This is a genomic window from Flavobacterium araucananum, assembly GCF_002222055.1.
Lineage (GTDB): Bacteria > Bacteroidota > Bacteroidia > Flavobacteriales > Flavobacteriaceae > Flavobacterium > Flavobacterium araucananum.
Genome location: NZ_MUGS01000023.1, coordinates 1 through 23,186 on the forward strand (window position 1 = coordinate 1; position 23,186 = coordinate 23,186).

At 32.7% G+C, this 23,186-nt stretch carries 19 protein-coding genes; 5 read left to right on the forward strand and 14 right to left on the reverse strand.

Translation table 11 applies throughout. The annotated features are described in order from the left end of the window. Positions 1-362: 362 nt before the first annotated feature. Positions 363-1,838 (forward strand): APC family permease, encoded by a 1,476-nt coding sequence (locus B0A64_RS13390; RefSeq protein ID WP_089480031.1) that lies wholly within the window; start codon positions 363-365, stop codon positions 1,836-1,838. 65 nt (positions 1,839-1,903) lie between these two features. On the opposite strand, the gene B0A64_RS13395 is transcribed toward B0A64_RS13390, so the two are convergent. From B0A64_RS13395 to B0A64_RS13425, 7 genes are all read right to left on the reverse strand, one after another. Further along, complete coding sequence (locus tag B0A64_RS13395) at positions 1,904-2,131, reverse strand: PspC family transcriptional regulator (RefSeq protein ID WP_007810860.1); 228 nt, start codon at positions 2,129-2,131, stop codon at positions 1,904-1,906. Positions 2,132-2,261: 130 nt separating this feature from the next. Further along, entirely contained in the window at positions 2,262-3,533 is a 1,272-nt protein-coding gene (locus tag B0A64_RS13400) for a DUF2851 family protein (protein WP_089480032.1), read from the reverse strand. Positions 3,534-3,607: 74 nt separating this feature from the next. After that, positions 3,608-4,090 (reverse strand): 3'-5' exonuclease, encoded by a 483-nt coding sequence (locus tag B0A64_RS13405; protein ID WP_089480033.1) that lies wholly within the window; start codon positions 4,088-4,090, stop codon positions 3,608-3,610. An 82-nt stretch (positions 4,091-4,172) separates the two neighbouring features. Next, positions 4,173-5,534 (reverse strand): pyridoxal-phosphate dependent enzyme, encoded by a 1,362-nt coding sequence (locus tag B0A64_RS13410; protein ID WP_089480034.1) that lies wholly within the window; start codon positions 5,532-5,534, stop codon positions 4,173-4,175. A 48-nt stretch (positions 5,535-5,582) separates the two neighbouring features. After that, entirely contained in the window at positions 5,583-7,550 is a 1,968-nt protein-coding gene (locus B0A64_RS13415) for a putative porin (protein ID WP_089480035.1), read from the reverse strand. Positions 7,551-7,733: 183 nt separating this feature from the next. Beyond that, complete coding sequence (locus B0A64_RS13420; protein ID WP_089480036.1) at positions 7,734-9,317, reverse strand: RagB/SusD family nutrient uptake outer membrane protein; 1,584 nt, start codon at positions 9,315-9,317, stop codon at positions 7,734-7,736. An 8-nt stretch (positions 9,318-9,325) separates the two neighbouring features. Then, complete coding sequence (locus B0A64_RS13425) at positions 9,326-12,430, reverse strand: SusC/RagA family TonB-linked outer membrane protein (protein WP_089480037.1); 3,105 nt, start codon at positions 12,428-12,430, stop codon at positions 9,326-9,328. Positions 12,431-12,814: 384 nt separating this feature from the next. On the opposite strand from B0A64_RS13425, the gene B0A64_RS13430 reads away from it, so the two are divergent. Beyond that, a complete protein-coding gene (locus tag B0A64_RS13430) occupies positions 12,815-13,474 on the forward strand; it encodes a ribonuclease HII (RefSeq protein ID WP_089480038.1) in 660 nt (219 codons plus the stop codon). Here the strand turns inward: B0A64_RS13430 and B0A64_RS13435 are convergent. From B0A64_RS13435 to B0A64_RS13455, 5 genes are all read right to left on the reverse strand, one after another. Next, positions 13,463-14,059: an NAD(P)H-dependent oxidoreductase gene (locus B0A64_RS13435; RefSeq protein WP_089480039.1), complete on the reverse strand. Its 597-nt coding sequence runs from the start codon at positions 14,057-14,059 to the stop codon at positions 13,463-13,465. The genes B0A64_RS13430 and B0A64_RS13435 overlap by 12 nt on opposite strands. An 80-nt stretch (positions 14,060-14,139) precedes the next feature. Further along, positions 14,140-14,961 carry a DUF6597 domain-containing transcriptional factor gene (locus B0A64_RS13440; protein WP_089480040.1) on the reverse strand — a complete coding sequence of 274 codons (822 nt, stop codon included), beginning with the start codon at positions 14,959-14,961 and terminating at the stop codon, positions 14,140-14,142. A gap of 24 nt (positions 14,962-14,985) precedes the next feature. After that, positions 14,986-15,684 (reverse strand): lipoyl(octanoyl) transferase LipB, encoded by a 699-nt coding sequence (lipB, locus tag B0A64_RS13445; protein ID WP_089480041.1) that lies wholly within the window; start codon positions 15,682-15,684, stop codon positions 14,986-14,988. 2 nt (positions 15,685-15,686) lie between these two features. Beyond that, positions 15,687-16,445: a hypothetical protein gene (locus B0A64_RS13450; protein ID WP_089480042.1), complete on the reverse strand. Its 759-nt coding sequence runs from the start codon at positions 16,443-16,445 to the stop codon at positions 15,687-15,689. Positions 16,446-16,607: 162 nt separating this feature from the next. Then, a complete protein-coding gene (locus tag B0A64_RS13455; protein ID WP_089480043.1) occupies positions 16,608-17,333 on the reverse strand; it encodes a hypothetical protein in 726 nt (241 codons plus the stop codon). Positions 17,334-17,741: 408 nt separating this feature from the next. Between B0A64_RS13455 and lysS the strand changes: the two genes are divergently transcribed. Continuing rightward, positions 17,742-19,445, forward strand: a complete 1,704-nt coding sequence (gene lysS / locus B0A64_RS13460) for a lysine--tRNA ligase (protein ID WP_089480044.1) — start codon at positions 17,742-17,744, stop codon at positions 19,443-19,445. 73 nt (positions 19,446-19,518) lie between these two features. Here the strand turns inward: lysS and B0A64_RS13465 are convergent, their stop codons facing one another. Then, positions 19,519-20,544 carry a 2-hydroxyacid dehydrogenase gene (locus B0A64_RS13465; protein ID WP_089480045.1) on the reverse strand — a complete coding sequence of 342 codons (1,026 nt, stop codon included), beginning with the start codon at positions 20,542-20,544 and terminating at the stop codon, positions 19,519-19,521. A 143-nt stretch (positions 20,545-20,687) separates the two neighbouring features. After that, complete coding sequence (locus B0A64_RS13470; RefSeq protein ID WP_089480046.1) at positions 20,688-21,608, reverse strand: DUF4274 domain-containing protein; 921 nt, start codon at positions 21,606-21,608, stop codon at positions 20,688-20,690. Positions 21,609-21,835: 227 nt separating this feature from the next. Here B0A64_RS13470 and B0A64_RS13475 point away from each other — a divergent pair, with 227 nt between their 5' ends. After that, the gene (locus B0A64_RS13475) at positions 21,836-22,276 is read left to right on the forward strand and encodes a hypothetical protein (RefSeq protein ID WP_089480047.1); all 441 of its coding nucleotides are present in this window, start codon (positions 21,836-21,838) and stop codon (positions 22,274-22,276) included. A gap of 160 nt (positions 22,277-22,436) precedes the next feature. Then, the gene (locus B0A64_RS25540) at positions 22,437-23,177 is read left to right on the forward strand and encodes a hypothetical protein (RefSeq protein ID WP_244285404.1); all 741 of its coding nucleotides are present in this window, start codon (positions 22,437-22,439) and stop codon (positions 23,175-23,177) included. Positions 23,178-23,186 lie beyond the last annotated feature (9 nt).

Below are 23,186 nucleotides of genomic sequence, written 5' to 3' on the forward strand. Positions count from 1 at the left end.
TAATATCATTATGATTACAAAAAGTAAAAAAATACCTGTACGTTGCTGATTTGTAAACTTAAAATATATTGCAAATGCTTTAAAATTCATTATTTTAAAATTTTTCTATTTCTAATTGAAATATGATTTGTGCGAAAATAAATCATTTTATTAAGAAAAATATTAAAAAATTGAGTAATTTGCGAATTGATTAATCTGTTGTAAAACACTAATAATTTTAATGAATATAAGAATTTAATCCATGTTTCCTGTGGGTATTATCACATAATTAAATGTTTTATAACTTAAAAGATGATTATTGTTTTTATTTTTTACAAAAAACAATACATTTGGAGCTTAATAACAATAAACCAATATAATATATGTCAATTTGGAGAGTTAAACCAATATCTGCCTTTGAGGCCGATATGAAAAAAAGTGATTTAAAGAGAGTTCTAGGAAAGTGGAGCCTTACTGCGATTGGAGTTGGTGCCATTATTGGTGGAGGAATTTTTGTTCTTACAGGTACCGGTGCATATTATCATGCTGGTCCTGCATTAGCGCTTTCTTTCATTATTGCAGGTATTGCCTGTGTTTTTGCAGCTCTTTGTTATTCTGAGTTTGCATCAATCTTACCAGTCGAAGGTTCTGCTTATGCATATGCCTACGGTACAATTGGAGAAATTTTTGCCTGGGTTATTGGTTGGGGGCTCATACTTGAGTACGCAATGGGGTCCATGACTGTAGCCGTTTCCTGGTCAGGATACTTCAACAAATTACTTAAAATGTTCCATATTAAACTTCCCGAATGGCTCACAACAGATCCTGCTAGTTACACTGGTGAAGGTTTTTCTATGAATCTTCCGGCTTTTTTAATCGTAATATTAGTTATTTCGTTACTAATTAAAGGTACAAAAAGTGCTGCAAAAGCAAACAATATGATTGTAATTCTAAAAGTGTCTGCTGTAATCTTTGTAATCATTGCAGGTCTTTTCTTTATCAATACTGCTAACTGGCATCCATTTATTCCAGCTGCTACTCAAATCATCGAAAAAGAAACCACTCATAATGCTTATGGAATTGGAGGTATCGTTTCCGGAGCTGCTGCAATTTTCTTTGCTTACGTAGGTTTTGATGCTGTTTCTACACAAGCTGGAGAAGCTATTAATCCTAAAAAAGATGTTCCATTTGCCATTATTGCTTCTTTATTAGTTTGTACTACCTTATATATTCTTGTTTCATTAGTATTAACAGGAATGATGAATTATAAAGATTTCAACCCACTGGGGAAATATCCTGAAGCGATTAAAGCGCCAGTTGCATATGCATTTGATATTGCAGGACAACCTTGGGCAGGATTCATTATTACAGTTGCGGCAACTATTGGATTGATTTCAGTATTAATGGTAATGATTATGGGACAATCAAGGATTTTCCTTGGTATGTCTAAAGATGGTTTAATTCCTGCTGTATTTTCTAAAGTAAATCCAATTTCAGGAACACCAAAAACTAACTTAATGATTTTAGGTGGTATTATTGCTGTAGTTGCTGCTTTTACGCCAATCAACAGATTAGCAGATATGACAAGTTTTGGTACTTTATTTGCCTTTACAATGGTTTGTATTGCGGTTTGGATTTTAAGAGTAAAACAACCTCAATTAACCAGAACTTTTAAAGTTCCTGCTTTGCCAGTAATTGCGGTTTGTGGAATTGCAATCAATACTTATCTAATGATCAATTTGAGTTTAGATGCTCAATTGCTTTCACTTGGATGGTTAGCAATAGGTATCCTGGTTTATTTTGGATACAGTAAAAAGAGATCAAGACTTAACCAAACAGATACTGACACTGCTGAATAAGCATCCGTATTCTTTCATAAAAAAAACTCCATTAGCGACCGCGTGCTAATGGAGTTTTTTTTTATTTATAAATCAAAAACTGATGTTCTTTTGGCACGAATTAAATCTTTTAGTCGAATCCAAAATGCAAGCGTCAAATAGACTCCAAAACCTAAACCTGCCGTTACAAACGAAATATAAATAAAAAATAATCTAACACTTGTTACCCGCATTCCTAACTTGTCTGCAAGGCGTGACGAAACATGAAATCCATATTTCTCAAAGAAAAATTTAAGTTTTAAAATTGCTGACATAGTAGATTTTAGATTTTAGATTTTACCATTCGCTACGCTCAGGCAGACATTACGATTTCATTCCAGAATAACAAAAGTACAAAATTTTCTAATTATCACATTTTCTAATTATCTAATTACCCCCAATTTGCTAATTATTCTTCAATAACTCCATTCCTAAAGCACATTTTAGACATGCTTTGTGATTGCAATATTCATTTTTAAGTTCTAATAATGTTTGTGTCTCAAAAGCCGTTTTACAGGAAACTCCAAACGATTTAAATTTATCAATAATTGCATTTTTCTCTGGAGAAACTTCATTCATAAAAGCAATTAAATCTTCAGAAATAGATTCTCCCATTATAATTGAGTAGGCAAACTGAATAGGAATTATGGTATTTATAAGGATTAAATCCAAAAAAGAATTTGATAATAACTTTGGCTTTTTTATGCTTTCTTTATCAAATTGATAATGATTTTGCCAATATAAACTCGCTGAAACACTCAATAAATTATAAACACTTTTAACTGATTTTAAAACAATTATTTTCGAAAACAGGTTTTGATGTTTCTGATATAAATTAGCCAATTGAGAAAGACGGATGGTTGGAAAATTATCCGGACGATGTTTAAAAAATTGTACTGAATCAATATGACTCTTTTCGAATTGGTATTTATTTAAAAGATAATAATACCTGATTTTAAGATCTGTAAAATACACATCTTCTTTTTCATCTTCTAATAATCCTGAAGCACCTAATAGTAATGCTTCCAGATTTTCGACCTCAAAATTTTCTTTACGAACTATAGAAAACGGAATCGATTTTGCAATTTGTAAAAAGGAATTACCATTGGTATTTAAACCAAAATTCTTTGCTAATAAAGAGAATAAAACAGCTTCCCAATCCTGATTTGTTTCTTCTAATAAATCAAAAATAATTTTGGATTTACGTTCTAAACGATCAAAAAATAATCTTTCCTGCCAATTTCTAAAAATAAATCCATCGATTTTTGCAATCTCTTTTTCGCAAAATATCCAGGATTTAGGCGTTAACAAAGCATTATAATTAGATAAAATCTCTAACGAAACATAATCTTTTAAAACCAATACAGGAATCTGCCTGTTGTTTTTACCATATATGTCAGTATCATGTTGCCAGACTATATGCAAAATAACATTTTCGTAAGCAGCGTCTTTCTCATGACCATGAACATACCAGTCAGAAGATTTTAAATGAATTTCGACATTCCCTGCCCATTTTTGATCTCCAATTATAATTTGAGCATTAAAAAAATCAGGACCAGCAAGTTCTAAATAATCTCCTGTTTTAATAATTGTTATAGATTCATTTTGACTGGTTCTTAAATTCAATGTATCAAATTTTTTGAACCTCCAGAGGTAATGAAGAAAATCTTCTTTCATTTTAGGTTTTATTATAATTTATAAAACCTTAAAAATAGGCAAAAATAATACTAATCTTACAAATATAATTTATTTTATCTCAACATATACAATTTAGCGCAAGCTCTCGCATCTGACAATGCCTCATGGTGATTGAGTTGAATTTTCATTTCGCGGCAACAATCACTTAATTTAGTTGGTTTAAAACCTTTTGCTTTATAAATTTTAACGGTACATTCCCATTTGTCTGCTATATTCAAATCTTCGTATTGTAAACCATGCAACACCATAGATTTCATTAAAACATTTCGATCAAAACTTTCGTTATGTGCTACGACTACTCTATTTTTTAATCTTTTTTCGATTTCCGGATAAACCTGTATAAAAGATTTCGCGTTTACAGTGTCTCTGGGATAAATTCCGTGAACACGGATTGTAAATGGATTGTATTCATTTTTTGGCGGTTTTATCAAAGTAACAAACTCATCTACAATTACCCCATTCTCTACAGTAACAATTCCAACAGAACAAGGATGATGTCCAGTGGCAGTTTCAAAATCTATTGCGGTAAAATTCATTTTTGAATATATTAAGCTAAAAAAATCCATAAATCTAATCGTAAAACTAGATTTATGGATTTATGAAATTATTAAAATTGTCTTATTTTATCGAACCAATAATATCATATTTTGTAATGATATGATGTTTTCCATTTCCAAGATCTACTAAAACAGCATCATTTTCTTTGGTAAATAATTTTGACACTTCTTCGATTGTAGTTCCTAATTTTACAATTGGAAAAGGTTTTCCCATTACATCTTTAATTGGTTTTTCGGCCACATTTTTATCTGCAACATAACTTCTAAACAAATCTGTTTCGTCGACAGAACCAACAAATCCGTTGATATCTACTACCGGGATTTGCGAGATTTTATACTTACGCATTCTCTCTATTGCATGCGAAACCAACTCTTCGGTACGAACAACAATCAATTCTTTGTCAATATGGTCTTTGATTACATCCTCTGCCTTTGTAATATTTTCTTCTAAGAATCCGCGTTCACGCATCCAGTCGTCATTAAACATTTTACCAACGTAACGGCTTCCTGAATCATGAAACAATACCACAACAACATCTTCCGGTTTAAAATGTTCTTTAAGCTGTAACAGTCCTTTTATACAAGCTCCAGCAGAATTACCCACAAAAATAGCTTCTTCAAGGGCTATTTTTCTAGTGTAAACGGCTGCATCTTTATCCGTTACTTTAGTGAATCCGTCAATTAAAGAAAAGTCAACATTTTTAGGCAAGATATCTTCTCCAATTCCTTCTGTGATATAAGAATAAATTTCATTTTCGTCAAAAATTCCAGTTTCGTGGTATTTTTTAAAAACAGAACCATATGTATCAATTCCCCAAATTTTAATATTTGGATTTTTCTCTTTTAAGTATTTTCCAACACCGGAAATAGTTCCGCCTGTTCCTACTCCAACTACAAAATGAGTAATTTTTCCATCTGTTTGTTTCCAGATTTCCGGACCAGTTTGTTCATAATGTGCCAATGAATTAGACATATTATCGTACTGGTTTACATACCATGAATTAGGTGTTTGTTCGGCTAAACGTTTTGAAACAGAGTAATAAGAGCGGGGATCTGTTGGCTCAACATCTGTAGGACAAACTACAACTTTGGCACCTACAGCGCGCAAAATATCCATTTTTTCTTTAGATTGTTTGTCGGATATTACACAAATCAATTTGTATCCTTTGATGATCGCCACAAGTGCCAATCCCATCCCTGTATTTCCAGAAGTTCCTTCAATAATAGTTCCTCCGGGTTTTAATCGTCCATCTGCCTCAGCATCTGCAATCATTTTCACAGCCATTCTGTCTTTTACAGAATTTCCGGGATTAAAAGTTTCGACTTTTGCCAATACCAGCGCATCAATTTCAGCAACAATTTTGTTGAGTTTTACCAATGGCGTATTACCAATTGTTTCTAAAATATTATTTGAAAAGTCCATTTTTATTTAATTTTAATATTTGGTTTTTAGTATAATGAAGGTCTGTTTTTATTGGAAGAAATTCCAAACAAGACCAAAGCGAATAACAAAATCACGATACGGATTGTTAGGTGCTGCATAATAATCGCTTTTAGAGAAAATAGCATTTATGTGTTCTGCTTTTAGATAAAAACGAGTTTGACGAATTCTGGCATTTACGAAAAGATCGAATAACGGATATCCTCCAATTTTTTTGTTTTGCTGAACAAAAAATTCTCCAACAACAGGATTGTAATCATTTCCGTAATATTTAGTAAAATAGTTAAAAACGACTCCACTTTGCATAAACAAAGCTTTCTTAAAAAAGTGCCCTGAGTAGTAAAAGGTATTTCTGGTAACAAAATCAGGCACATTTAAAATTAAATCCGACTGATCTACTTTTTGATACAATAAGGTATTGTCTAATGCGAAATGTCCAAATTTAAATTCACGACTTGCTTTTATCTCCAGGTAATTAATTGCATTTCCGTACTGAGCCGGATTAATAATTTGGGTTTTAGCAATAATTTGTGCCGGTGAAGAAACATCTTTAAAGTACAAATGATCGTTTAGAACCGTATATTGAACTTCGGCATTTAACCAGGGTGTGTTTACTTTTGCGCTAAGCAAATTAATTTTTTCGTTTTTAAAATTATTAGACCAGTTATACTCCACATAACTACTCTGATATAAATTGTAATTATTATTGGGTAATTTATTGATATTACGGTAGCCAAAATCAAACTGAATTTTATCACTAAAATCATATCTTAATCTGGCATCTAAATTAGATAACGACTGATTTGTGATTGATCTTGAATATAAAAAACGCCCGTTCCATTTATTTTTCTGGTATTCGTATTGCCCTCCAAAATTATTAATTTGAAGATATAAATGATCCGGAATAACATGATTTAGACTATCGATTATAATTCTTCCATATTTATAATTTGATCTGTAATCGTCTACAAAAAAATTGAATTTCCCTAACAGAGAATTCTCATAAGCAAGTCCTACTCTATTATAGAGTCTTTCGTATTTTGTCTGATCGTTGATTGCGCTTGTAACATACGATTCTCCAAATCTTTTTACGGGTGTAGTACCAACTGTAGACAGCACTGTTGCCTGATTGTATTCAAAAAATTTACTTTCGTAATTAAATTGGTGCGTTACATATAGATTATTACTCCCATCACTTGGATTTATTCTAAAGGCATGATCAAAAAACAAACGTCTTCCTTTTAAAAATGACTTTGCATCTGTTAAATAAACCTGTAATCTCTGACGGTTTTTATAATCTTTATTATCACTTTCAAAATCCGAAGGTGTTGTTATTCCTCCGTTTTCTTCATTCATATTATCCTGATACGTATAATGAGCGTTTATAGCATATCGTTTATTAGTTGTAGCATAACTGGTGGTGAATCTAAAATTTCCTGCACTAACCAATTGATTGATATAATCGCCCTCTGATCTCAAACCTCTGTAAGCAATGGAGAAATTTAAATTTTTAGACGTATTTAAGGTAATAAATGAATCTACGTTCTGACCTTTGTTTATTGTTGAATTAAAAAATAATTCGGTAAAGGGAGTTGCTACTGAATAATAATTGATTTGATCTGCCTCTATATAATTAAAATGTTTACCACCAAAACCAATTTCGGGATATGGCGAAAAATTGGTCAAACTATATTGTAAGGTATTAAAAGTTTGTCCAATATTTGAAAAAGGCAAAAGTCCAAAATCATCTTTACGAATATGATTGTGTTTATAAGCACTTTTTAATGTTAGCGAAGTATCTGCATAAGTCGTATCATGCTCGCGAGTGATAATCTGATATTGCTCTATTTTTGCAATTTTTGCTTTTTTCTTTTTTACAGTATCTGTTATACTTGAATATTTTGTATTCATATCTAAACTATTCTTAGAAGTAGTTTTTTCCTGAGAAAACAATAAAGTTGGAACAACTAATAGATATAGAAAAAATAATATTCTCATTTGATGGCTTTATAGGTAATTATTTCGATGAAATTTGTCCCGCAAAGGTAAAAGATAAAAACGTATAAAAAAACAAATCATTGTTATTGAAAGTTTTTTTCAACTGATCGTATTCAAGCAAAAACCCCCAACCAGAAAAGTGATTGAGGGTTTTCAAAAAAAATCAAAATATTTATTTTTATATTACCATCCTATGTTTTGTCCTAAACCAGGATTAGTATTCATTTCAATTTGTGGTATTGGCCATAAGAATTTAAAGTCAGCACTTGGTACAGCAGCAACAGGAGTAGTAATAACATAGCTATTTCCTAATACAAAAGCTGCAGTAGCAGGAACAGCGTTAGCTACTTTTGCAGGAATTCCGCTTATAGGAGCTAAATCATCATCTTGCAATCTGTGAATATCAGACCATCTGCGACCTTCTTGTAAAAATTCAATTCTTCTTTCTTTAAGAATTAATTTTACCAAATCAGCTTGACTAGTATACGATGCAGCAGTATAAGCTTGAGTAGCTGGAATAGCCAAAGATCTATTTCTAATAGAGTTCAATAAAGTCAACGCAGTTGGCAGGTTAGACAAACGAGCCTGAGCTTCAGCCATATTCAATACAACTTCTGCATATCTGATAACCGGAGCAGCATCTGATTGGTTTGTAATATCAGTATACTTATTAGTATATTTAATACCAGCTGCAGTATAAATAAATTTTCCATCTTCTCTTCGTTTGTCATCCGACAACCATTGTGAATCTCTCCAAAGAATTGGACTAATACATACCAAAGCTCTATTTTTCAATACACTAGGCAAAGAAGCATTTACACCTGGATTTATTGTACTTGAATGTTGGATTAAAAAGATAGACTCCGTGTTAGTAGGCGCTCCAGTAGTACCAAAAGTCGTTCCTGTAAATGGCGTATAAGGATCTGTAGTTAATGCAAAAGCAGTGCTTAATTTAGCTCCTTCTGTGATAACATTTGTCCAGTCTCTTTTATGTAAATAAACTCTGGTTTTAAAAGCAATTGCAGCCCATTTAGAAGCTTTTCCAACAACTCTTCCTGCAATTGCAGTTCCGTTACCTGTAGTAATTAAAGCTTCAGCATCATTTAGATCTGCTATCACTTTAGTATAAACTTCTGCAACAGTATTTCTTGGCTTAGCTCTTTCTGATTGAACTTCAGCAGCAGTATTTATACCTACTTCTCTATATGGTATACCCGGATGTGTAGCTCCAGCACTAAAATTGTATGGTCTTGCAAAATAAGTTAATAACTCAAAATGAGTAATCGCTCTTAAAAATTTAGCCTGTCCAATATAATCATCTCCAACTGCCTTTGTTATAACACCTTTTGCAACTGCTTCAGTAGCACCTTCAATCATAATGTTACATCTGTTGATCAATCTGTAACCATCAACCCAGTAGTAAACATTGTTGGCAGTTGTAGCATCATAAGTTGCTGTATAGGTCAATTGATAAAAAGTAGCCATATTTACAACATCTTCACCTCTGGCTTCACCTTGCTCAACAAAAGCAGCACCCCAAACGTAACCACGACCACCATTTGGGCTAGTTGGTGCAGCATTATATTGTCCGATTGCCGCAGCATTATAAACACCATTCATATAAGCAGCTATATAAGCAGGAGTTGTAAACGCTTCTGAATCAGCAATATTATTTATTGGATTTAAATCCAATATTTTTTCTTCTGTACAAGAACCCATCCCGAGTACTACTACAGAAAGTAAAATTGTTTTTATTATATTTTTCATATGTTTTTTTATAAACTTACATTTATTCCCATTGAGATCACTTTAGAACGTGGAGTACCATTAACATCTACTCCAGATGTTTCCATTTCAGGGTTAATACCTTTATAGTCAGAAATTAACCAGATATTTTGTGCCTGAACAAAAAGTCTAAAGTTATCAACTCCAATTTTATCTAACACCAATTTAGGTAATGTATATCCTATGCTAATATTATCAAGTGAGATAAAATCTCCTTTTTCAACAAAACGAGTACTTGCACTTCCTGAAAGGTTTGTAGTAGTATTCGAACTTGCATATAATCTTGGTGTCCATCCGTCTCCAGGATTATCAACACTTTGCCATCTTCCTAAAATTTCTGTTCCGTTGTTGTTAAAGTTTTGATTCATTAACTCTCTTCTTGTAGAGTTGAAAATTTTATTTCCTCCACTAAATCTAAACATAAAACCAAAATCAACATTTTTGTATTTCATAGTAGATGTAAATGCTCCGTAATAAGTAGGAAGTGTATTTCCTAATATAGTTTTATCTGCAGTTCCTAATGATGATGCTGCACCAGCTACTGCAGGATTGCTAGGGTCAAAAACAGAATAAGTACCACCTGGCAAGTTTCCTTGTACTAAACTACCATCAGCTTTATAATAAACCGGGTTACCATTTGCTTTGTTAACTCCCCAATATTTATAACCATATAAAGAATTGATTGACTCACCTTGTCTAATAATGATATTAGGAGCAATATTTGTATCTGTAGATGATCCTCCAACAATGTCTTGTCCGTCAACCAGACCTGTTACTTTGTTTTTAGTAAGCGTTAGGTTAGAAGAAACATCCCATGAAAAGTTTGCAGTATTGATTGCTTTAAAACTAACCGCAAATTCATACCCTTGATTGTACATTTTACCAATATTAGAATTGATAAAATTATTAGGAACCCCCAAAGACGGTGGAACAGGAGCTTGTAAAACTAATCCATCGATATCATTTTTATAATAATCAAATGATAAAGTCAAACGATTATTAAACAAACCTAAATCTGCACCAAAGTCAGTTTTATTAGAAGTTTCCCATTGTAATCTATCATTACCAAATTGATAATAACCAATACCATTTAATCCGCCATAAGGAGAACCAATCGTAAGACCTTTTGAAGGGTAAGCTGCTCCGCCCAAAATATCAACGTTTCCAACTTCAGAATAAGAAGCTCTAAATTTCAAATCAGAAACTGTATTACTAATTCCTTCCATGAAGCTTTCTTTAGAAACTGTCCAACCAGCAGAAACTCCAGGGAAATTATGATTTCTTACATCAGCAGCAAATTGTGAAATACCATCACGTCTTATAGACCCCTGAATAAAATATTTCTCTTTGTAGTTATAAGTAAAACGTCCTAAATATGAAATAATACCTTTTTCTGAAACACCACCACCAGAGTCTTTAGTACCATAAGTACCTGTTACTAAATTCTGATCGTAGAAATCACTTAAGATATCAGTTCCTGAACCCCAGAAGTTTTTTGTTTTAGTTTTTTGATATTCAGCAACACCTGTTACTCCAATATTGTGATCTTCAGCAAAAGTATGTTTGTAATTCAAAATATTTTGCCAGTTCCATCTTAAAAGATTGGTATTGTCCTGGTACAAATATCCGTTAGATCCACGTCCGTCTCCATGAACAGGATTCCAATATTGGAAACCATCTGTACTAGCGTTATCACCACTTACTTGTAATTTAAAACTTAAGTCAGAAGTAATTTTTGCATTTGCAAAAGCACTTGCAATAATTCTTGTTGTTGTTGATTTATATTTATTATGATCAAGAACATAAATAATATTTGTAATATTATCTCCTACAGGAGCTAAGTTAGTCCCTTGTCCAACAGTTGCCCCGTTTGAAGAAAGGTTATAACCCGTTGCATTTGCTGCATCATAAATTGGTGTATTTGGCAATTGTCTGATAGTATTAAAAATATTACCTGACAAACCACTTGCACTACTATTTACACCGTCATATTCAGTTCTATTAACACTTAAATTGGTACCAACGCTTAACCATTTGTTGATATCCTGATCAATGTTAGCTCTAATAGAATATTTCTTCATATTATTAGACAAATTGATACCATCTAAGTCAGAAAGACCTAAAGACAAATAATATTTTGTTTTATCAGAACCACCACTAAAATTAATGTTATGAGTAGTTTGAGGAGCGTTTCTTAAAACAGCACTTTGCCAATCTGTATTATATGTATTTCCAACAGCCCAAGGAGTTTGTCCTGCGTTTGTTCTTTTCTCATTAGAAATAACCAAGAAATCAGGCGTTTGCAATACATCATACTTTTTAGCAGCACTAGCAACACCAAAAACACTTGAATAAGATACTTTTAAAGTACCTTTTTTTCCACTTTTAGTAGTAATCAAGATTACACCATTAGCTGCTCTTGAACCGTAAATAGCCGTTGCAGCACCATCTTTTAAGATATCAAAAGATTCAATATCTTCCGGATTAATATCTGCTAAACCATTTGTAGATGAAACACCACCAATATCACCAGAGAAAATAGGAATACCATCTACAACAATTAATGGTTCTGTACTACCAGAAATAGATGCGATACCTCTAATTCTAATTTTTGGAGCTGCTCCAATAAGACCTGTATTAGTCAATACCTGAACTCCTGTTGCTCTACCAGCCAAAAGACCCTCGAAACTTGGAGTTACTAAGTTAGCAATGTCTTTTCCAGCAATTTTAGAAATAGAACCGGTTACTTCCTTTCTTTTTTGCACACCGTAACCTACAACTACAACCTCATTCATTAATTGAGCCTCTGACTCTAAAACAACGTTTACTGTGTTTGATGTACCTACAGTAACTTGTTTATTGTTCATACCCACGTATGAAAATACTAAAACATCTCCTGTTTTTGCTTTTACGGAATAACTTCCATCAAAATCAGTCGCAGTACTCCCTTTAGTTCCTTTTACAAGAACGTTTACTCCTGGAATAACTCCCGTTTTATCGGAGACCTTTCCAGTTACAGTTCTCTCCTGAGCGAAAGAAAACTGCATAGACAACGCTACTAATAGCGTACAAATCCATTGTAATTTTAATTTCATTTTAATTTATTTTGAATTAGTATGTGGCAAACATCTTAATTATTTCTTAAAACACCAAAACTTTTTAACTTATTTTTAATGTAAATTATCAAAGATCTATTAAGATTCGCCATAAAAAGCTTTTTTTCCTTCATTTTTAACAGTTTTATTCTTTAAATTTTGGATAAAATATAAATCATGTAATTTCAACACTTAACAAGTCTTTAACACTTATGCCTGATAAACAATGAACTCCATAAAAAAGAACGCTAACTTTTATAAACATCGTGATATTTATATTCTTTTTTAACTTTTTGATAAATCCAAGCTTAAAATTTAAAAAACAAAACAATTTCTATTAAAAAATTTCACAATATTTGTTACCAAAACATAAAAACACAGAAAATGCTTCAAAAAAATTTCTCAGGATATCTTTTAGAGACGGGAACTGATGAAGCCGGAAGAGGATGTCTGGCTGGTCCCGTTACTGCAGCTGCCGTTATTTTGCCTGAAAGTTTTGAAAATGAAATTCTAAATGACAGTAAACAATTGTCTGAAAAAACAAGAGCTTTTCTAAAACCAATTATAGAACAACAAGCTCTTTGTTTTTCTGTTACTCATTTACACCCTAATGAAATTGATGAAATAAACATTTTGAATGCATCGATGAAAGGAATGCAGGAATGTATTTTGAAATTAAATCAGGTTCCTGAATTTATTATTGTCGATGGTAACCGTTTAATCAATGCAAAACTGGGATTGAAAAGTAATTTTGGTAAACGATTTTCTAAAAAAGAAATCGATCTATTAAAATCAATTCCAAATCAAAGCATTATAAAAGGAGATTCTAAATATATTAGTATTGCAGCAGCATCTGTTTTGGCAAAAACGTATCGCGACGAATATATGGATCAGATCCATGAAGAATTTCCAATGTACAATTGGAAAAAAAACAAAGGATACCCAACCAAAGAACACCGCGAAGCCATTCGCAAATATGGCACAACAAAATACCACAGAATGAGTTTTAGACTTTTGCCCGAACAATTAAAATTAGATATTTAGGATTTGTTCTTTTGTTTCAAATAATAATTTGATTTGATTTTGCCATTCCGAAATGTTTTCCACCGAAGCTCTGTCTGCTTTATCAAAATAAAAATGTTGTTTGATTACTAATCCCGAATACGTAAAAATTCCGGTGTCTGAAGTTAATGCCAAAGCTTTACTCATTCCTATTGCTTCATACTCTTCATTTGATTTTCCGTGCGAATTAATAATGATCGTTTCTTTTGCTGTCAGTAATCCTTTTTGAACTCCCTGATCGTATCGGTAGGCAAAACCATAACTGAATACACGATCAATGTACCCTTTTATAATAGCCGGCATCCCTGCCCACCAAATTGGATAAATAAAAATAATTCGATCTGCCCAGGTAATAAAGTCTTGCTCTGTTTTTACATCATCAGCCACTTGGCCCATTCTTTGCCCGTTCATATCTTCGAGAGATAAAACAGGATTAAAGTTGATTTGGTTTAAATCACGAATAACAACTTCTTGTCCGGATTCCTGGAGACTTTCTACTACAACTTGTTTAAAAAAATGGTTTAAACTACCTGAATTTGGATGCGCGTAAATAATTAAATTTTTCATGTTTTCTGTTTTTAAAGATTGAACATGACAAATGTAGAAAGCAGGGTAAAGATACAATTGTAAGAAAACGAAAAGAAATCTTAATCTGCTTTTGAGGCACAGATATCGTTTTGAAATTTTAAAAATTTTGTTGGAGAAATATTCATATAATATTTAAAGTCATGTATTAACTGACTTTGATCATAATAACCACATTGATCTACTATAGAAATCCAATCTGTTTTTTCTGTAGCAATGACATTTCTCTGGATTAACTCAACAGCCTTCAAAAACCTTTCGTAACGATTGACTTCTTTTATGGTATATCCAAAAAACTTTTTTTGATAGAGCTGGATATTTCTTTCACTCTGATTTAATTTTGACGCAATGGTTTTAATCGGATTCAATGTTTCTTCTTTAAAATCAGCGAGAAGTGTTGTTAAGGAGTTTTGCTCTCGCAAATAGGGTTTACAAAAATCTAATATATAATCGACACGCTCTTTTGTATTGGCTATATTTTTAAGCTCTTCCCATAAAGCAGTAAAACAATTTTCAGGGATCAAAACATCCGGATGGATAGGCAAAGAATGCGTAAGAAGTGCGTTGCCAAAAAATCTATAAAAAGCATCTTCTTTAAAATTGGCCACTAAAATTTCAGAATTAGGTTCTAAGGTATAATCGAAAGCCTGTTTTATAGGTCCCAAAACCAGGCACTTTTCGATTTCGAGACTATTATTTTGTTGTGATTTTAAAGAGGCTCTCGCTCCAAAATTAAAAACCAGAATGGTTTGAAAACTTGGTAGTAAAGTTTTCGTTATTGGTGAATCTGTTTTATTCTCTGCAAAGTAAAAATGAGAAAAAACAGATTCGAATGCTGAAGGAACAGCAATTCTATGATTGTTATTTTCTTCAGCATTTTTCATCTTATTTCTTTTTAATACGCTAATCTAAATAAATTCAGCTTCAAACAATTGAGTCAAATGTTTAATAATTTTAGCTTTTACTTCGTCTTCATCGACTTTTTCTACGCCAAGTTCTACTTGTAATGAAGTAACACCTTTCCCGCGAATTCCACACGGAATTATATTATCAAAATAACCTAAATCTACATTCACGTTTAAAGCAAATCCATGCATAGTTACCCAACGAGAAGCACGAACTCCAAGCGCACAAATTTTGCGTGCAAACGGAGTTCCAACGTCCAGCCAAACTCCGGTTTCGCCATCGCTCCTACCGCATTTTAAACCATATTCTTCTAAAGTCAGAATTATGGCTTCTTCCAGAAAACGTAAATATTTATGAATATCTGTAAAGAAATTTTCTAAATCTAAAATAGGATAACCTACAATCTGTCCCGGTCCGTGATAAGTAATATCGCCACCACGATTAATTTTATAAAAAGTAGCTCCCTTAGCTTCAAGCTGTTTTTCGTTTAGCAACAAATTCTCCAGATCACCACTTTTACCCAAAGTATAAACATGTGGATGCTCTACAAACAGTAAATAATTCGGCGTTGGTAAATCAAGCTCTTCTCTTCTGTTTTTGATTTTTAAGTCGACTATTGCTGCAAAAATTTCTTCCTGATATTCCCAGGTCGATTTATAATCTTTACTTCCTAAATCCTGAAGTTGAATTTTTTTATTCATTTTTATTTTTTTTCAAACTCTACCTCAAAGTTAAGTTTGTCCGGATTCTCCATATAATCCGTAAAAGGGTATTGAATTGTAATTGATTTTCGATCATCGCTAAACAAGGCAGTCGGGTTCGACACTTTTTTGATTCGTTTAGGAAAATGATACTTTATAATATAAGTAGATGAAGCAAATATCATTTTCGACATATCTGCCGTTGAATCCTTTGCTTTTTGAGCTGCTTTTTGTTTATCTATAACTGCTGTACGTGTAAATTTCTTTCCGTCATAAGTGTAGCTTAATTTACTGTTGTTATCTCCTAACCCATTCGCAAAAGGTGATGAAGGACTTCCTGCTCCTTCTAATTTTTGAAGTGTTTTTAAAGCTTGCAATGCATCCTGCAATTCATTTACATTTTTAAAATCAGTAGAAAGCGTCATTAAAAACTCTTTTTTCTCTGCATTCATTTTGGTATTTACTACAAAATTTTCCAGCTTTTTAAGTTCTTTTTGTTCCTCCGGAGATAATTTTGCAATGCTGTCTTTTTTCTCTTCAAATAATTGTTTAAAGGTAAAAGTAGAATCTATATTTTTTTTAGCATCAGCTCCCATTTGATCGCCAAGCTGATCGCCGGCCATTGCCATTAAGGACGAACCATCCATATCAACAGCGAACTTTCCGGTTCCGTTATCGTTTACATAAATGTTTTCGGTTAGCGTGCAACTTGTTAATGTTGCTATTAAAAAAGAAAAACTAAGTAATTTGTATAATTTCATGTGGCTAATTTTTTATCAAAGATACGAACTCTATTTTATTTGGTGAATTGTTTATGTGAAGATTGCCCGCAGATTTGACCGATTTAAAGAGGTTTAACGCGGGTGATTTCTGTCCAATCTTTGCCCCATAGGCTACATACGTAAAATTCGCGGGCTGTAATTTCACTCCAAAATCACTTCTAAGCTTGTCATTTCCGGATTTAGTAAACAATCTAAAATTGAAAACTCTAATGTCATCATCTTTTTATCAGAACTAATAACTGCCTTCTCATTTGAAACTGATTTTATTTCTCTTGGAAAATGGTACTTTAAAATGTATGTTTTTACCAAGTTAGGTCCTTTATAGCCGGACTCCTGTTTTTTTAGTTCTTCCTTTGTTTTCTCAAATTCAGCCTGATTTGTGATCGAAACTTTACGCTTAAATACAGTGCCATCAAAAGTATACTCTGTCTTATAATAGTGCTTTTCTGCATTTAAAACATAGTTGTTTTTAAGGTCGTCTGCAAAAAACTGACTTTTATATAAATCCGGAATTTCAGAAAGATTATTAAAGTCCAACAAAAAAACATCGCGAAACTCTTTCTCGAAAGAACTTTTTTTAAGATGTAGTTTTACATTTGAATATTTTTCTAAAATCTTTTGGTCCTGAGGCGAATATTTAGAAAATGTCTCCTTATATTTTTTGATATAATCCTTAAACACAAAAGTAGTATCCAAAAATTCTTCTTCTTTAAAATATTTATCGCCCATTAATTGCATATAACTATTTTCATCGCGAAGCAGCACAGCTTCAATACTTCCGCTTCCGTCCGGGTTTAAGTTTATGGTTTCTGTGATTTGACAACTTGTAAGGAGAATCATTATTGTTAATACCGAAATGTATTTCATTTTTTGAAAGGTTCTGAGGTTCTAAGTTGCTAAGATACTTAGTTTTTAAGCTGATATGTAACGGAAGTTCTCATTTTGATGAACGAGAAATTGTACACATTTGTTTTCAGCGGATTTTAATACGTCCATTCGATGTGTGCAAAGACAAGGCCCAACTAAAAAGCCTTTTGAAAACTAAAATTTCTTGAATAGGCCCGATTACTTTACATAACATTTATTTTCATAAGAGTTCAGTAAATTTCATTTGAAGTGGTATCCTTTTTTGCTTTTTAGGCAAAAAAGAGACAAGCGAGTAGCAGGACAAAAGGTCCTTGAAGACCTAAAATTAGTGCTTCAAAAAATCTAAAAACTGCATTCTGAAATCTACATTCTTTTCTTTATCTTTGCACTCTTAAAAAAGAGCACAAAATGGCATTATCAGAACAAGAAATCATCCGAAGAGAAAAACTTCAAAACTTACGCAACTTAGGAATCAATCCTTATCCCGCTAATCTTTTTCCTGTAAATCATACTTCAAAGCAGGTGAAGGAATCTTTTGAAGAAGGTAAGAAGGTTATTGTTGCCGGGCGTTTGATGAGTGTTAGAGATCAGGGAAAAGCTTGTTTTGCTGAGTTGCAGGATAGCGAAGGACGTTTGCAATTGTACGTTAATCGCGATGTTTTGTGCGAAGGTGATGATAAAACCTTATACAATACTGTATTTAAAAAATTAACCGATTTAGGTGACTTTATTGGTATTGAAGGTGAATTGTTTACTACAAAAGTTGGAGCACAATGTATTCGTGTTGACGGATTTACTTTTTTAAGTAAAACACTTCGTCCATTGCCTTTACCAAAAGTTGATGAGGACGGAAAAGTACACGATGCTTTTAATGATCCTGAATTGCGTTATAGAATGCGTTATGTAGATTTGACGGTGAATCAACAAGTTAAAGATACTTTTATCAAGCGTACAAAATTATTTACCGCTATGCGTGGTTATTTTAATGACGCAGGTTATCTTGAGGTTGAAACTCCGGTTTTACAACCTATCCCGGGTGGTGCTGCGGCAAGACCTTTTATCACGCATCATAATTCGCTTGATATCCCGCTATACATGCGTATTGCAAACGAATTGTATTTAAAAAGATTAATTGTTGGTGGTTTTGAAGGTGTTTATGAGTTCTCTAAAAACTTTAGAAATGAAGGTATGGACAGAACCCATAATCCTGAATTTACCGCTATGGAAATATATGTAGCCTACAAAGACTACAACTGGATGATGGAATTTGCCGAAGGTTTGCTTGAGCATTGTGCTATTGCGGTAAACGGAACCAGCGAAGTTACTTTTGGTGAACATCAAATTAACTTTAAAGCGCCTTATGCTCGTGTTACAATGACGGATTCTATCAAACATTTTACCGGTTTTGATATTTCGGGCAAAACCGAAGAAGAATTGTTTGACGCAGCCAGAGGAATGGGAATTGACGTTGATAAAACAATGGGTAAAGGAAAACTGATCGATGAAATTTTTGGTGCTAAATGCGAAGGAAATTATATTCAGCCAACTTTTATCACGGATTATCCTAAAGAAATGTCGCCTTTATGCAAAGAACACCGTGATAATCCTGAGCTTACAGAACGTTTTGAATTAATGGTTTGTGGTAAAGAAATCGCAAATGCTTATTCTGAATTAAATGACCCAATTGATCAGCGTGAGCGTTTTGAAGATCAAATGCGTTTGGCAGAAAAAGGTGATGATGAAGCAAACGGAGTTATCGACGAAGATTTCTTAAGAGCACTTGAATATGGTATGCCTCCAACATCCGGAATGGGAATTGGAATGGACCGTTTGATTATGTACTTAACAAACAATGCATCTATTCAGGAAGTTTTATTGTTCCCGCAAATGCGTCCGGAGAAAAAACAAGCTCAAATTGAATTGTCTGACGAAGAAAAAACAATTATCATTTTACTAAAAGGAAACGAAAACAAAATGGATTTGGCACAACTAAAAGTTACAGCTAATTTAAGCGGTAAAAAATGGGATGCAGCCATGAAAAACCTATCTAAACATGGTTTGACCAAAGTTGCCGTCGAAGGTGACTTTAAGATGGTTGAATTGGTGGGATAGTTGTAGAAATTGATCTCTATAAAATTCAAACCCGATAGGCTTAAAACTTATCGGGTTTTTCATATGCTAAATTCTAAACCAGCAAAGCCGCTTTATTCTCCATATCAGTATCCGTCAATAACGATTTTATATTATTAAAAGTAACGAGTGCAATTTGAGTTAATGCTTCATTGGTAAAAAAGGCCTGATGTGCCGTTACCAAAACATTTGGAAAGCTCATTAAGCGCTGAATCGCATCGTCCTGAATAATATCTTCCGAAAGATCCCTAAAGAACAATTTTTCTTCCTGTTCATAAACATCTATTCCCAGATAACCAATTTTTCCTTCTTTAAGACCTTCAATAACCGAAGCTGTTTCTATCAATCCCCCTCTGCTTGTATTGATTATCATAACGTTGTCTTTCATCTCATCGATAGACTTACTATTAATGATATGTTTGGTTTGTTCGTTTAAAGGGCAATGCAGCGAAATAATATCACTCGATCTAAAAATTTCTTCAAGAGACACGAATTTTACTCCGTCCTTTTCCATTTCGACATTCGTTACGATATCATACGCCAAAACTTTACAGCCAAATCCTAAAGCTATTTTAGCAAACGCTTTTCCGATATTTCCTGTTCCAATAATTCCTACTGTTTTTTTGAATAAGTCAAAACCCAGCAATCCGTTTAACGAAAAATTTTGCTCACGAACTCTGTTATACGCTTTATGGGTTTTTCTATTTAAGGTTAAAATCATAGCCATTGCATGTTCTGCAACAGCCTGAGGCGAATATGCCGGGACGCGACACACTTTTATATTGTATTTTTTGGCTGCTTCTAAGTCAACATTGTTGAAACCTGCACAACGCAAAGCAATAATTTTCACTCCCTTTTCTGCCAATTGTTTAATCACTACTTCATTGACAATATCATTTACAAAAACACATACAATCGATGCATTTTCGATTAGAATTACTGTTTGAGGATTGAGTTGTGTTTCAAAAAAATCCAATTCAAACCCAAAATCAGTATTGTACTTATTAAAAAAAGCTTTGTCGTAAGGCTGGGTCGAAAAAAAAGCAATTTTATTATTATTTAATGTGGCATTTAGACTCATAGTAGTTTGTTTTGGGTTTCTAACTTCTGGTTGCACTAAAATACACAATTAATTTTTAAGTAAATTTCTGACTATAAAATTCAACTGATAAATTTATATAAATAGAAATTATCGTCGACTATAATTTTTCTTAATACCATGCGCTATAAAAACTTTAAATGATCAGTACTAAAAAGCAATCCAATCCCGCTGTAAGGATCTTTTTTTAAATCGTAAAAATTGTTTACCCCTACTAAATCTTTATACAAATCAGAAATTATTGATGAAGGTTGAAACCCATCTATTGTATGGTTTATAATCGTATCTGCCACACAGGTTAATTCTTTTGTAGTATTGGTAACCCCGATATTATTTCCTGTTTCCCAATCCCAGATAATCCAATCCCAGTTGTGTTTTTTATGAATACAATCCATCCATAGATAAGACAAATTCTTAATTTTTACTTTGCCCGATTCCTTTCCTTTCCAATATTCGACACTTTTTATTATTGCCTGTATTGCATCATCTGTTTGACTGTAAATAAAATCAGGGTTTGAGATTTGAATAATTTTTATAGCATCGGTTATCTTTTTATCAATTGTTTTTAATTCCTTTTCATTGGGATTTCTTAAAAAGGCAAACTCAATATCTTGTCGTTCAAAAATACTTCCTGACGATTTAACCCTCATTTGTGCAGGAACACAATTTGCATTAGAATTATGATCGGGAAACTCTTCGTTTGGATCAAATGAAAAGTTTTCATCTTGATAAAAGCCTCCAGTATATTTTTCTTCAATTTCCTTAATTATCTTATAGCTCTCATAATTAAGATCTTCTTGTATTTCGTCCTCACTTTTAAAGCCGCAAAAATAATCGGGCTGCAACATCCAATACAAACAAAGAGCTGTTCCTTTATCCAGATATTGTTGTTTTATAATCCATTTAAAAGGTTCAATTCCGTCATCATAATTCCAATTCTGAACAAATTGATGCAATTCGGCAGCAGTTAATTTCTGATAAGACATCTCATTGTTTACGGCTTTAAGAACCCGATTTTTATTTTTTTTATTAAATAAGTGTTCCATATTTTATTCTGGTAGTATATCCTGTAAAGTGTTATTTATGCTAACAAATTTAAAAAACCTATTGTTATAAAAATGCCATAATTGCACACAATTATAGCAATTGAAAAATTTATTAAACATAAAAAAACAATTTATGTCTTGTTAAACAAACTGTAATTCTTACCATACAATTAAACCTATTGAACCTGATCATGTCTAAGTACTATAACAATTAAAAAACTTACATCATGAAAAAATTATTCATTGCAGCTTTGTTATTCGTTGGAGTAGCGAGTTTTGCACAAGACGCTGATCAAAAACCTGCGCGTGAACCCAGAGAAAAACTAACTCCGGAACAACGTAACGAGAAGCATTTGCAAAAACTAACTACAGATTTAAATTTAGATGCAAACCAACAAACCCAGGTTAAGCAACTTCTGGCAGAACGAAGTGCAAAAGGGGAAAAACTAAAAGAGGAACGTAAAAACCGAAAGGACAGTGACACAAAACCAACTGCCGCTGAAAGAGATGCTTTTAAAAAACAAATGATTGCTGAAAAAGAAGGAAATGATGCCAAAATGAAGGCAATCTTAAATGCAGATCAATACAAAAAATGGACTTCAACGCAAGAAGAGAATAAGGATAAAGCAAGAGAAAAAATGAAAGAATACAAAAAAGAAAATAACTAATTATACTATTAAAGAGGTCTGAATGACCTCTTTTTTATTTTAGAATATTATTAGGCTTTCATTAATAGTTTCTGTTAATTAAAAGATAAATCTGACAAGTTCATTAAACGTAGCAAAGTTCTTGAAGTCTAATTGGGTAGAAACCTTTAAAAATCGAATTATGAAAAAATTATTTATCGCAACTTTATTGTTCATCGGAATAGTAAGTTTTGCACAAGACATCAATCAGAAACCGGCACGTGATCAAAAAGAAAAATTAACTCCTGAACAACGTAACGAGAAACATTTAAAAAAATTAACTTCGGAGTTGAGTTTAGATAAAAAACAACAGGAACAAGTAAAACAGCTTTTAGCTGAAAGAAGTGCCAAAGCAGAAAAGTTTAAAAATGTCGAAAAAGACAAAACAAAACCAACTGATGCAGAAAAAGCAGCTTTTAGAAAACAAATGGAGTCTGAAAAAGCAGCAAACGATGCCAAAATGAAAACTATTTTAAGTGCTGATCAATACACAAAATGGACCACTCTTAAAAAAGAACACGAAGGCAAAGGCGATCACAGAGGTAAAAGAGACATGAAATCTTCGCAAGAGCGCGATCAGGAACATTTGCAAAAATTAACTACTGAATTAAGCTTAAATGCTGATCAGCAAAAAAAAGTAAGCGAACTTTTATCTGACAGAAGTACCAAAATGGAAATGCTTAAAAAAAGCCGCAAAGATACTGGTGTGCCTCCAACTGATGCAGAGAAAAAAGCCATGAAAAAACAAATGGAAGAAGATCATAAAGCAACAGACACCAAAATGAAAGCGATCTTAAACGCTGATCAGTATACAAAATGGACAGCGATTCAAAAAGAGCATAAAGACAAAATGAAAGATCACAAAAAAGATCCGAAACAATAAATACTAATC